This window comes from Streptomyces lusitanus, assembly GCF_042647945.1.
Taxonomy (GTDB): Bacteria; Actinomycetota; Actinomycetes; order Streptomycetales; family Streptomycetaceae; genus Streptomyces; species Streptomyces pseudogriseolus.
This window is the reverse complement of record NZ_JBHRWL010000019.1, coordinates 79,744-91,752: the sequence shown is the minus strand read 5'-3', so window position 1 is coordinate 91,752 and position 12,009 is coordinate 79,744. Positions and strand designations below refer to the sequence as shown.

The 12,009-nt window shown below is 73.2% G+C and carries 11 protein-coding genes; all 11 read left to right on the top strand.

The window, feature by feature from the left end:
* Positions 1-46 precede the first annotated feature (46 nt).
* A complete protein-coding gene (gene rpe, locus ACFOSY_RS25845; protein ID WP_394311068.1) occupies positions 47-733 on the top strand; it encodes a ribulose-phosphate 3-epimerase in 687 nt (228 codons plus the stop codon).
* 78 nt (positions 734-811) lie between these two features.
* Positions 812-1,855: a sugar-binding transcriptional regulator gene (locus ACFOSY_RS25840; RefSeq protein ID WP_394311066.1), complete on the top strand. Its 1,044-nt coding sequence runs from the start codon at positions 812-814 to the stop codon at positions 1,853-1,855.
* A gap of 40 nt (positions 1,856-1,895) precedes the next feature.
* Positions 1,896-2,297 carry a ribonuclease domain-containing protein gene (locus ACFOSY_RS25835; protein ID WP_394311064.1) on the top strand — a complete coding sequence of 134 codons (402 nt, stop codon included), beginning with the start codon at positions 1,896-1,898 and terminating at the stop codon, positions 2,295-2,297.
* Positions 2,294-2,662 carry a barstar family protein gene (locus ACFOSY_RS25830; protein ID WP_394311062.1) on the top strand — a complete coding sequence of 123 codons (369 nt, stop codon included), beginning with the start codon at positions 2,294-2,296 and terminating at the stop codon, positions 2,660-2,662. The genes ACFOSY_RS25835 and ACFOSY_RS25830 overlap by 4 nt, the downstream gene beginning before the upstream one ends.
* Positions 2,663-2,754: 92 nt before the next feature.
* Positions 2,755-4,197, top strand: a complete 1,443-nt coding sequence (locus ACFOSY_RS25825; RefSeq protein ID WP_394311507.1) for a GuaB1 family IMP dehydrogenase-related protein — start codon at positions 2,755-2,757, stop codon at positions 4,195-4,197.
* A gap of 245 nt (positions 4,198-4,442) precedes the next feature.
* Complete coding sequence (locus tag ACFOSY_RS25820) at positions 4,443-5,921, top strand: amino acid permease (RefSeq protein ID WP_394311060.1); 1,479 nt, start codon at positions 4,443-4,445, stop codon at positions 5,919-5,921.
* 10 nt (positions 5,922-5,931) lie between these two features.
* Positions 5,932-6,384, top strand: a complete 453-nt coding sequence (locus tag ACFOSY_RS25815) for an Lrp/AsnC family transcriptional regulator (protein ID WP_033275118.1) — start codon at positions 5,932-5,934, stop codon at positions 6,382-6,384.
* Positions 6,385-6,480: 96 nt separating this feature from the next.
* Positions 6,481-7,203: a hypothetical protein gene (locus ACFOSY_RS25810; protein ID WP_394311058.1), complete on the top strand. Its 723-nt coding sequence runs from the start codon at positions 6,481-6,483 to the stop codon at positions 7,201-7,203.
* Positions 7,203-9,383, top strand: coding sequence for a bifunctional polysaccharide deacetylase/glycosyltransferase family 2 protein (locus tag ACFOSY_RS25805; protein WP_394311057.1), 2,181 nt, complete (start codon positions 7,203-7,205; stop codon positions 9,381-9,383). The genes ACFOSY_RS25810 and ACFOSY_RS25805 overlap by 1 nt, the downstream gene beginning before the upstream one ends.
* A 139-nt stretch (positions 9,384-9,522) precedes the next feature.
* A complete protein-coding gene (locus ACFOSY_RS25800; protein ID WP_394311055.1) occupies positions 9,523-10,722 on the top strand; it encodes an MFS transporter in 1,200 nt (399 codons plus the stop codon).
* Positions 10,723-11,201: 479 nt separating this feature from the next.
* Complete coding sequence (locus ACFOSY_RS25795) at positions 11,202-11,990, top strand: carbon-nitrogen hydrolase family protein (protein WP_394311053.1); 789 nt, start codon at positions 11,202-11,204, stop codon at positions 11,988-11,990.
* The last annotated feature ends 19 nt before the right edge of the window (positions 11,991-12,009 follow it).

Here is a 12,009-nt window from a genome sequence, read left to right as displayed (position 1 = left end):
CCGGACCGTCCGTACCGTCGCGCCCCGCACCGCATACCCTTGGCGCATGGCCCCGCAGATCAGCCCCAGCATCCTGTCCGCCGACTTCGCCCGGCTCGCCGAGGAGGCGAAGGCCGTGGAGGGAGCCGACTGGCTCCACGTCGACGTGATGGACAACCACTTCGTGCCGAACCTGACGCTCGGCGTGCCGGTCGTCGAGTCGCTCGCCCGGGCCACGGACACGCCGCTGGACTGCCATCTGATGATCGAGGCGCCCGACCGCTGGGCGCCGCAGTACGTGGAGGCGGGGGCGGGGTCCGTCACCTTCCACGTCGAGGCGGCCACCGCGCCCGTCCGGCTCGCCCGGGAGATCCGGGCCAAGGGCGCCCGCGCCTCCATGGCGCTGCGGCCCGCGACGCCGGTCGAGCCGTACGAGGATCTGCTGCCCGAGCTGGACATGCTGCTGATCATGACGGTTGAGCCGGGCTTCGGCGGGCAGGCGTTCCTCGACATCATGCTGCCGAAGATCCGCCGCACCCGTGAGCTGATCAGCAAGCACGGCCTGGAGCTGTGGCTCCAGGTCGACGGCGGCGTGTCGGCCTCGACGATCGAGCGGTGCGCCGAGGCCGGGGCGGACGTCTTCGTCGCGGGCTCCGCCGTGTACGGGGCATCGGATCCGGCCGAGGCGGTGCGTGCCCTGCGCGCGCAGGCGGAGGCGGCGACGGCCAAGGCGTCGTGGTTGCCTGACCACTGAGCGTCATATACGTGAACGGCGGTCGGCAGGGCTGATCGGCAGCGCCGGATCTGCAAGGATGAACGGCGAGTCCAGAGTGTGAACAGCAGTGAGGAGATCGCCGTGTCGGGTATGTCGGCGGGCCGGTCAGCCATGCGGATGGGACCCGCTGAGCTGGTGCAGGCGGCGGCCATGGCCCGCCGCTTCTACCTCGAGGGGAAGTCCAAGATCCAGATCGCCGAGGAGTTCGGCGTCAGCCGCTTCAAGGTGGCCCGGGTCCTGGAGACCGCCCTCGAGTGGGATCTGGTACGCATCGAGATCCGCGTGCCCGCCGAGCTGGACGCCGAGCGCTCGGACGCGCTCCGCGCCCGCTACGGCCTGCGGCACGCCGTCGTGGTCGAGTCCCCGGCCGAGGCCGAGGAGACGCCCGATCCCGAGAACCTGGGAGAGGTGGCCGCCGACCTGCTCGGCGAGCTGGTCAACGAGGGGGACGTGCTGGGCCTCGCCTGGGGGCGTTCCACCATCCACATGGCGGCGGCCCTGGACCGGCTGCCGCCCTGCACGGTCGTCCAGCTGACCGGCGTCTACGACGCGGGCACGGCGGAGCGCGGCTCGGTCGAGGCCGTGCGCCGCGCCGCGCAGGTGTCGGGCGGCGACGCCCACCCCATCTACGCGCCGATGCTGCTGCCCGACGCCGCCACCGCGGAGGCGCTGCGCCACCAGACGGGCATCGCGCGGGCCTTCGAGTACTTCGACAAGGTCACCGTCGCCTGTGTCTCCATCGGCTCCTGGGAGCCCGGCATCTCCACGGTGCACGACATGCTCAGCGACGAGGAGCGGGCCCACTACGCCTCCCTCGGCGTGGCCGCCGAGATGTCCGCCCACCTCTTCGACGCCGAGGGGCGCCGGGTCGGCCGCGACCTGGGGGAGCGGTGCATCACGGTCAAGACCGACCAGCTGCGCAAGGTGCCCGAGGTCGTCGCCATCGCCGGCGGACAGCGCAAGGGACCGGCGATCGACGCGGTGCTGCGCTCCGGCCTGGTCACCAGCCTGGTGACCGACACGTCGGCCGCCGACTACCTGATGACCGCCGGACCCGCCCCGCGCTCCGCCCTGAACCGCGCGGACCCGGACGGCCCCTGACGGAGGGTGGGACCTGGAGGAGGCTGGCAGCATCGGCCGCATGATGCCGCCCCGGGCCCTTCTCCCGCGTCTCGTGGCCTGCCTGCTGCTCGCCCTGCTGGCGGGCTGCTCGGCCGGCGGTGACGACGGCGGCGACGGCGGCGGAGTCCCGGCCTGGGCCCGCGGGATGCCCGTCGCCGAGGTGTCCGAGCTGCCCGCCGAGGCCCGCCGCACGCTGCGACTCATCGATGCGGGCGGCCCGTTCCCCTACGAGCGGGACGGCTCCGTGTTCGGCAACTTCGAAGGGCTGCTGCCCCGGCGCGAGCGCGGCTACTACCGTGAGTACACCGTCCCCACGCCCGGATCGGACGACCGGGGCGCCCGGCGCATCGTCACCGGCCGGAACGGCGAGACGTACTACACCGACGACCACTACGCATCGTTCACGGCGGTACCGAGATGACCCACGACCTCACCGGCCGGCTCGTGGTCCCCCTCGACCTCGACGGGGTGACCGACAAGGCGGGCCTGATGGACCGGTGCGCCCGCGCGCTGGGCCTGCCCGACTGGTTCGGCCGCAACTGGGACGCCCTGGCGGACTCCCTGTCCGACCGCGCCGTCTGGCCCGAGGGCGCGGACGGACGCGGGCTGCTGCTCGTCGTCCGCGGCTGGCGGGCCTACGCCGACGCCCGCCCCCAGGAGTGGGCGACCGCCCAGGAGGTGTTCGCCGAGGCCGCGGAACGCGCCCCGTCGCTCACCGTGGCGCTCGCCGTTGGAGGATCCGCCGAGCACCGTCCCGGCGGGGCTGGACGATCCGACCGGGCCTGACATTCCGGTCGCCGTGGGAGAATGAAGTACGTGCTCTTCCCCCTGGCTGACCTGTCCGGGGGCCACCTCTGATCGACTGGGATGTGCAGCACGTGCGTTTCCTCAACGACATCCAGCCCCCCTACGACCTGACGTACGACGACGTCTTCATGGTGCCGAGCCGCTCCGCGGTCGGCTCGCGGCAGGGTGTGGACCTCAGCTCCCCGGACGGCACGGGTACCACGATCCCGCTCGTCGTCGCCAACATGACCGCCATCGCCGGCCGCCGCATGGCCGAGACGGTCGCCCGGCGCGGCGGACTGGTGGTCATACCGCAGGACATCCCGATCGAGGTCGTCGCCGAGGTCGTCTCCTGGGTGAAGGCCCGCCACCTGGTGCTGGACACCCCGATCGTGCTGGCCCCGCACCAGACCGTGGCAGACGCGCTGTCCCTGCTGCCCAAGCGGGCGCACAACGCGGGCGTGGTCGTCGACGAGGAGCGCCGGCCCGTCGGCGTGGTCACCGACGCCGACCTGTCCGGCGTGGACCGCTTCACCCAGCTCGACGAGGTCATGTCCAAGGACCTGCTCCTCCTGGACGCCGACATGGACCCGCGCGAGGCCTTCAACACCCTCGACGGCGCCAACCGCCGCTACGCGCCCGCCGTGGACGCCGAAGGCCGCCTCGCGGGCATCCTCACCCGCAAGGGCGCCCTGCGCGCCACCCTGTACACGCCCGCCACGGACGACCGGGGACGGCTGCGCGTCGCCGCCGCCGTCGGCATCAACGGCGACGTCGCCGGCAAGGCCAAGCAGCTCCTCGACGCGGGCGTCGACACCCTTGTCATCGACACCGCGCACGGCCACCAGGAGTCGATGGTCAACGCCGTCCGCCTGGTGCGCGGGCTCGACCCGCGGGTCCCGCTCGTCGCCGGCAACATCGTCTCCGCCGAGGGCGTCCGCGACCTCATCGAGGCCGGCGCGGACGTCGTCAAGGTCGGCGTCGGCCCCGGCGCCATGTGCACCACGCGCATGATGACCGGCGTCGGCCGGCCGCAGTTCTCCGCCGTGCTGGAGTGCGCCGCCGAGGCGAAGAAGTACGGCAAGCACGTGTGGGCCGACGGCGGCGTCCGCCACCCGCGCGACGTGGCCATGGCCCTCGCGGCCGGCGCGTCCAACGTGATGATCGGCTCGTGGTTCGCCGGCACCTACGAGTCCCCGGGCGACCTCCAGCACGACGCGAACGGCCGCCCCTACAAGGAGTCCTTCGGCATGGCCTCCGCCCGCGCCGTGCGCAACCGCACCTCCGAGGAGTCCGCCTACGACCGCGCCCGCAAGGCGCTGTTCGAGGAGGGCATCTCCACCTCCCGCATGTTCCTCGACCCGGAGCGCCCCGGCGTCGAGGACCTGATCGACTCGATCATCGCGGGCGTCCGCTCCTCCTGCACCTACGCCGGCGCCGCCACGCTGGAGGAGTTCGCCGAGAAGGCCGTCGTCGGCGTCCAGAGCGCGGCCGGCTACGCCGAGGGCAAGCCGCTGCACGCCAGCTGGAGCTGACCCGTCCGGTGAGGCGGGTGTGCGACGGCCCACACGGCCGGCGCAACGAACACCCGCCTCACCTCGAGGAACGCAATGATCTTGCGGTGGTGCGCAAGGTTGCTGCATTTCAGCAGCAACGAAGAACCTCGTAGGGTTACGCGCTGTACGTGTGTGGCGGGGACCCCGCTCGACGGGTCCCGGCTGTCGCGGGGCGCCGTCGGTCCCCGGCCGCGGAAGCCCGGCAGCGATCAAGGAGTCACCGCGTGCTCGACCATGGCGCACCCCCGCACAACGGCGGCCCCGCCGCCCCGCACTCCGAAGGCGTGGGCATGCGTCTGATGCGCCGCAAGCCCGTGGAACGCCTGGTCGCCGAGGGCGGCCACGGCGAGGGCGGCACCCTGCGCCGCTCCCTCGGACTGTGGCAGCTGACCATGATCAGCATCGGTGCCACGCTCGGCACCGGCATCTTCGTCGTCCTCGGCGAGGCCGTCCCCAAGGCCGGACCCGCGGTCACCCTGTCCTTCGTCATCGCCGGTCTGACGGCCCTCTTCTCCGCCCTCTCCTACGCGGAGCTGGCCGGCACCATCCCGGTCTCCGGCTCCTCCTACTCGTATGCGTACGCAACGATGGGCGAACTGATCGCCTGGGTCTGCGGCTGGTGTCTGATGCTGGAGTACGGCGTCTCGGTCGCCGCCGTCGCCGTCGGCTGGGGCGAGTACCTCAACGAACTCCTCGACGGCACCATCGGCGTCACCCTGCCCGCCGCGCTGTCCGCCCCGCCCGGCGACGGCGGCGTCTTCAACGCGCCGGCGCTGATCGTCGTCCTGCTGGCCATGGCGTTCCTGCTCGGCGGCGCCCGCGAGTCCGCCCGCGCCAACACCGTGATGGTCCTCGTCAAGATCGGCGCCCTCGTGCTGTTCTGCGCCATCGGCGTCCAGGGCTTCCGCTCCGGCAACTACGAGAACTTCATGCCGCTCGGCATGGCCGGCGTCAGCGCCGCCGGAGCCACCCTGTTCTTCTCCTACATCGGCTTCGACGCCGCCTCCACCGCCGGCGAGGAGGCCAAGAACGCCCAGCGCGACCTGCCGCGCGCGATCCTGCTGTCCCTCGCCATCATCACCGCGCTGTACGTCCTGGTCGCCGCCGTCGCCGTGGGCGCCAAGCCCTGGCGGCAGTTCACCGACTCCGAGGCCACCCTCGCCCAGATCATGCGCGAGGTCACCGGCCAGAGCTTCTGGGGCACCCTGCTGGCGTTCTGCGCCGTCATCGCCATCGCCAGCGTCGTCCTCACCGTGCTCTACGGCCAGACCCGCATCCTGTTCGCCATGGCCCGCGACGGACTGGTGCCCAAGGTGTTCGCCCGGGTCAGCCCGCGCTCCGGCACGCCCCGCGCCAACACCCTGATCGTCTCCCTGTTCTGCGGTGTGCTCGCCGCCGCCGTCCCGCTCGGCCAGCTCGCCGACGCCACCAGCATCGGCACCCTCTTCGCCTTCGCGCTGGTCAACATCGCCGTGGTGGTGCTGCGCCGCAGCCGCCCCGACATGCCGCGCACCTTCCGCGTCCCGCTGTCCCCGCTGCTGCCGGCTCTCGGCTTCGGCTTCTGCCTGTGGATGATGGGCAGCCTGTCCACCGTCACCTGGGTCGTCTTCGGTGTCTGGATGGCCGTCGGGCTCGTGTTCTACTTCCTCTACGGCTACCGCCGCTCCCGGCTCGCCGCCCCCGCCCCGTCGGAAGCGAAGTGAACGACCCGCAGTGCTGAACGATCTCGACGAACGCATCGTGCACGCCCTCGCCGAGGACGCCCGCCGCTCCTACGCGGACATCGGCCAGCTCGTCGGCCTCTCCGCGCCCGCCGTCAAACGGCGCGTGGACCGGCTGCGCGCCACCGGGGCCATCACCGGATTCACCGTACGGGTGGACCCCGCCGCCCTCGGCTGGGAGACGGAGGGGTTCGTCGAGATCTACTGCCGCAGCAACACCTCCCCGGAGACCATCCAGCGGGGCCTCGAGCGGTACCAGGAGGTCGTCGCCGCGTCCACCGTCACCGGGGACGCGGACGCCGTCGCCCAGGTCTTCGCCTCCGACATGCGGCACTTCGAACGGGTGCTGGAGCGCATCGCCGGCGAGCCGTTCGTCGAGCGGACCAAGTCCGTGCTGGTGCTGTCGCCGCTGCTGCGGCGGTTCTCGTCCGGCTCGCCGACGTAAGTGACGTCAGTACGGGGCAGGTCCGCCGCCCCGGTGCGCCGTCTCCCGTGCGCCGTCCCCGCGTGAGGGTCGCCGAACCGGCGTAATCTGGGGCATATGCGGCAGCCCTCCGATGCCGGTGCGGTGACCGGCGAGCCCGAGGGGCCGGATCCTGTGTTCGTCGACGCCTCCGGTCGGCGGGCCCGGCTGCTCCGGCGGGCCGGGTACGGAGCCGCCGGCTTGGCCGCCGGATATCTGAGCGTGCTCGCGCTGAGCCTGATGGGGGCGACCCCGTTCGCCCCGGAGGCCCTGCTGCCGCCGCTGCCCGGGGAGTCCTCGCCCACGGCGCCGCTGCGGCAGGACGCGGACGGGGACGCGCGGTCTCCGCAGGAGGGAGGCGGGGCCGCGGTGGGGCCGGGTTCGCCGCTCATTCCGCTGATCGTCGGGGAGAACCCGGCGGGCTCGTTGCTGCTGCCGCCCGGCGCCGATCCCGGAAGCGTCGCCGGGGTGCCGGTGGAGCCGCCGGACGCGGACGGGGACGGGGTCGAGGTCACGGACGGACCGGAGCCCTCCGAGGAGCCCGGCGGGGCCGGGGAACCCGGCGGGTCCGAGGAGCCGGACGAGCCCGGGGAACCCGCCGAGCCGGGTGACGGTGAGCCGTCCGCGCCTCCTGACGGCGGTGGTTCCGAGCCGCCCCCGCCCGACACCGGTGAGCCTCCGGAGCCCGGTACGGACGCCCCGTCCGACCCGCCCGGGACACCGCAGCCCACACCCGAGGCGCCGTCCGGGAACCCCGGCACCTCCCTGCCCGACGACCCGCCGGCCGCCGGGACCCCCTGATGCGGCGGCGATCCCACCGACCGGCCGCTCGACCGCCCGTGACCCCGGGGCCGCGGCGGCACCGGTTCCGCATCGTGGTGCCGCTGGTCCTGCTGGCCTTCGTCGTCTCCGTCCTCGCCGTCGAGGGGTACACCTCCCGCGGCTTCGCCGGGGACGAGGCGGGGCGCGGGGAACGCGCCGAGCGGAGCGGGGCCGGGGTGCCCCGGCAGGTCGCGGACGGGGGGCCGGTCGTCGACGCCGGCCACGATCCGCCGCGCTCCTACCGGGCGCCCGCCGGAACGGTCGTGCTGACCTTCGACGACGGGCCCGACCCCGTGTGGACGCCCCGCATCCGCGAGGTCCTCGACCGCCAGGGTGTCCCCGGCACCTTCTTCGTCACCGGACGGCAGACCGCCCGCCACCCGGACCTCGTACGGGACCTGATCCGCTCCGGGCACGAGATCGGGGTGCACACCTTCTCCCACCCCGACCTGGCCACGCAGTCCGAGGACGCGGTCGACCGCGAGCTGGCGTTCACCCAGCTCGCCCTCGCGGGCGCCGCCGGCGTCCACAGCTCGCTGGTGCGGATGCCGTACTCCTCCACGGTGGGCGCCCTGGACGGGCCCTCCTGGTCCGTCGCCCGGCACCTCGGCGAGCAGGGGTACGTGCTCGCCTTCGTCGACCAGGACACGCGGGACTGGAGCCGGCCCGGCGCCCGGGCCATCGCCGACGCGGCCGTCCCGGAGGTGCCAGGGCGGGGCACGATCGTCCTGCTGCACGACTCCGGCGGCGACCGCTCGCAGACCGTGCGGGCGATTGAGACGCTGGTGCCGCGGCTCAAGGCCGACGGATACCGCTTCTCCACGATCGCCGAGCTGGTGGGGGTGGAACGCCTCACGGGTGGGGTCGGCACCGCGGAGCGATGGCGGGGGCGGGTGTTCGTGACCGCCGTGACCGTGTCGGGGACGACGGTGTCCGTGCTGGGCGCGCTGCTGCTCGTCGTCGGGGGGCTGGTGCTGGCGCGGTGCGTGGTGATGCTGGGGCTGGCCCACCGTCATGCGCGGGTCGCGCGGCGTCGTCCGCGGGTCGGGCTCGGGCCGCCGGGCGTGGGGCCCGTCAGCGTGGTCGTGCCCGCGTACAACGAGGTGGTGTGCATCAGCAAGACGCTGCGGTCGCTGGCCGCGAGCGATCTCCCCGTGGAGATCGTCGTCGTGGACGACGGGTCCGACGACGGGACCGCGGACGCCGCCGAGGCGCTGCGGCTGCCCGGGGTGACCGTGGTGCGCACGCCCAACCGGGGCAAGGCGGCCGCGCTCAACACCGGTGTGCTGCGGGCCTCGCACGAGATCGTCGTGATGCTGGACGCCGACACCGTCTTCGAGCCCTCGACCGTCCGGCGCCTCGTCGAGCCGTTCGCCGACCCGGCCGTCGGCGCCACGGCCGGCAACGCCAAGGTCGGCAACCGCGACGGCATGCTCGGCCGCTGGCAGCACATCGAGTACGTCATGGGCTTCAACCTCGACCGGCGCATGTACGACCTGCTGCACTGCATGCCGACCGTCCCCGGCGCCGTCGGAGCCTTCCGTGTGCGTGCCCTGCGCCAGGCCGGGATGCTCAGCGGGGACACGCTGGCCGAGGACACCGACCTCACCATGGCCCTGCACCGGGCCGGGTGGCAGGTGCGCTACGCCGAGCACGCCGTCGCCTGGACCGAGGCGCCCGGGTCCCTGCGGCAGCTGTGGCGGCAGCGCTACCGCTGGAGCTACGGCACCATGCAGGCCGCCTGGAAGCACCGGCACGCCCTCGTCGAGCGGGGGCACGCCGGGCGGTTCGGGCGGGTGGGGCTGCCGCTGCTCGCCGTGTTCCAGATCCTCACGCCGCTGCTCGCCCCGCTGATCGACCTGCTGACCGTGTACGGGCTGGTGTTCGGGAACGCGGCGCTCACGCTGCTGGCGTGGTGCGGGGTCCTGGCGGTGCAGGGGGTGTGCGCCGCGTACGCGTTCCGTCTCGACGGGGAGCGGCTGCGGCCGCTGTGGGCGCTGCCGGTGCAGCAGGTCGTGTACCGGCAGGTGATGTACCTGGTGCTGATGCAGGCCTGTCTCACCGCGCTGAGCGGGTACCGGCTGCCCTGGCAGCGGCTCAGGCGGAAGGGGAATGTGGTGGTGCCGCCGGCCGGGGGAGGGCTACGCTCGGGGGTATGACCTGGCGACATTGATTCACGAGTGGATCGCGTGGATCGCGTGGATCGAGTGGATCCACGCGTAGTGCCTCCCGAGGGCCGCCTCGGGCGCCGTTCGACCTCAGCGTCCGGTGTCCGAACCGCCCTTACGGGAAGGCCTCATGACTCTCACGCCCACGCGTGCCGTCGACGTGCGCGTGCGTCGGCTGACGACCACGCTGTACGGCTACTCGTTTCTCGAAGAATTCGTTCTGCTGTACCCGGTGTACGCGCTGCTGTTCAGCGACGCCGGGCTGTCCGTGTGGCAGATCTCCTCCCTGTTCGCCCTGTGGTCCGTCACGGCCGTGGTGCTGGAAGTGCCGTCCGGCGCGTGGGCCGACGCGGTCTCGCGGCGGCTGCTGCTGGTCCTCGGTCCGCTGTTGACGGGCGCGGGATTCGCACTGTGGGTGCTCGTGCCGTCGTACGCCGCGTTCGCGGTGGGATTCGTGCTGTGGGGGACCGGTGGGGCACTGAGCTCCGGTGCGCTGGAGGCTCTCGTCTACGACGAGCTGGAGCGGGGCGGGGCGGCGGACCGGTACGCCCGGGTGCTGGGGCGGGCGCGGGCGGCGGGGCTGGTCGCCGTGATGGCGGCGATGGGGCTCGCCGGGCCTGTGCTGGCGTGGGGCGGACACGCGGCTGTGGGGGCGGCGAGTGTGCTGGTGTGTGCGGTGGCGTCGGTGACGGCGTTGCGGTTTCCCGAGCACCGGGTGGCGAAGGGTGTGCGGGAGGGCTGGACCGCGGCTCTGCGGGGTGGGCTGCGTGAGGCGCGGCGGGACCGGTCCGTGCGGGGTGCGCTGGTGTTGGTGCCGGCGGTCGCGGCGGTGTGGGGGGCGCTGGACGAGTACACGCCGTTGCTGGTGCGGGAGGCGGGGGTGGGGGATGCGGCGGTGCCGGGGGTGCTGCTGGTGATCTGGGGCGGGGCCACGGCGGGGAGTCTGCTGGCGGGGGAGGGGGAGCGGTTCGGTACGGGTGGGCTCGCTGTGCTGGTGGGTGGGGGTGGTGTCGCACTGGCGGTGGGCGCCCTGGCCGGGACGGTGGCGGGGTTGCTGCTGGTCGCGGTGGCGTTCGGTGCGTTCCAGGCGGCGACGGTGCTGGCGGAGGCGCGGTTGCAGCACCGGATCGAGGCGACGGGGCGGGCGACGCTGACGTCGGTGGCTGGGCTGGGCACGGAGCTGGTGACGCTGACGGTGTTCGCGGGGTACGCGGTGGTCGCGTCGGGGCACGGTCATGGTGCCGCGTTCGCGGTGGCGGCGGTGCCGTATGCGGTGCTGGCGGTGGGGCTCGCGGTGGTGCGGTGCAGGAGGGCGGGGGCTGAGGTGTGACGCCTGCGGCGCAGGGTTGCGGTGCGGTGGGGGTGCGCGTAGCGCCTACGGGGGGTGGGTGGTGCGGGGTCGCGGCGGGGGTGGACGTCCTCGGTCTGGCGCGATTGAGTCGCTTGAATGGTCAAGGGCGCGGACGCGCCAGCCGCTGCGGGCGCCCACCCCCACCCCGCCCCCTCCCCGCCGTCGGCGATATCCGCAACTGCGGGCATTCGTGCCGCCTGGGGCGGCACAGGTGGGCGCGGCGGCACCTCGTCGGCGCCGAGGTGCGCGAACACCCCCCGGCCCACACCAACGCCGGTGCCTGGAGAAGAGGCGCAGACACCCCCCGGGCGCCTCAACACCCCCGCGCAACAAATCGCCGCGAACGGCGGTTCACACGCAACAACCACCGCACCGGTGCGCAACAGCTCCTCCTTGTCCGGCAAAGCCGCCCGCCCGTACCTTCATGGGTGCCCCCACCCCCCCGCCGAGGACCACCCATGCGCACCGCCCTGCTCCAAAGCTCCGGCCACCCCGGCCACGTCGCCGACAATCTCAAGGTTCTCGACGACGCCGCCGCCCGCGCGGCCGCAGCGGGCGCAGATCTCCTGGTGACCGCGGAGCTGTTCCTCACCGGGTACGCCATCGGCGACGATCTCGGCCGCCTCGCCGAGCCCGCCGACGGCGACGCCGCCGGCCAGGTCGCCGAGACCGCCGCCCGCCACGGCCTCGCCGTCGCCTACGGGTACCCCGAGCGCGCCGGCGACACCGTGTACAACTCCGTGCAGCTCATCGGCCCAGACGGCACCCGTCTCGCGAACTACCGCAAGACCCACCTCTACGGCTGCTTCGAGCACGATCACTTCACCCCAGGTGAGAACACGGTCGTCCAGGCCGAGCTGAACGGCCTCACCGTCGGCCTGATGATCTGCTACGACGTGGAGTTCCCGGAGAACGTCCGCGCCCACGCCCTCGCCGGCACCGACCTGCTGGTCGTGCCCACGGCCCAGCTGCACCCGTACCAGTTCGTCGCCGAGTCCGTCGTGCCCGTGCGGGCCTTCGAAAGTCAGCTGTACATCGCCTACGTCAACCGGGTCGGTGTTGAGGGCGAGTTCGAGTTCGTGGGGCTGTCCACGCTGGCCGGGCCCGACGGGGTCGCCCGCGTCCGCGCCGGCCGGGGTGAGGAACTGCTCCTCGCCGACGTCGACCCGGTGCTTCTGGCCGCGTCCCGCGAGGCCAATCCGTATCTGCGGGACCGTCGGCCCCGTCTTTACGGGTCCCTCGTCTGATCTCTTCACCACTGCAAGG

Bases quoted from the DNA above. Each gene is read 5' to 3' on its own strand.
- rpe (WP_394311068.1), top strand. From the start codon at position 47: ATGGCCCCGCAGATCAGCCCCAGCATCCTGTCCGCCGACTTCGCCCGG.
- ACFOSY_RS25830 (WP_394311062.1), top strand. From the start codon at position 2,294: ATGACCCACGACCTCACCGGCCGGCTCGTGGTCCCCCTCGACCTCGAC.
- ACFOSY_RS25805 (WP_394311057.1), top strand. From the start codon at position 7,203: ATGCGGCGGCGATCCCACCGACCGGCCGCTCGACCGCCCGTGACCCCG.
- ACFOSY_RS25810 (WP_394311058.1), top strand. From the start codon at position 6,481: ATGCGGCAGCCCTCCGATGCCGGTGCGGTGACCGGCGAGCCCGAGGGG.
- ACFOSY_RS25800 (WP_394311055.1), top strand. From the start codon at position 9,523: ATGACTCTCACGCCCACGCGTGCCGTCGACGTGCGCGTGCGTCGGCTG.
- ACFOSY_RS25835 (WP_394311064.1), top strand. From the start codon at position 1,896: ATGATGCCGCCCCGGGCCCTTCTCCCGCGTCTCGTGGCCTGCCTGCTG.
- ACFOSY_RS25795 (WP_394311053.1), top strand. From the start codon at position 11,202: ATGCGCACCGCCCTGCTCCAAAGCTCCGGCCACCCCGGCCACGTCGCC.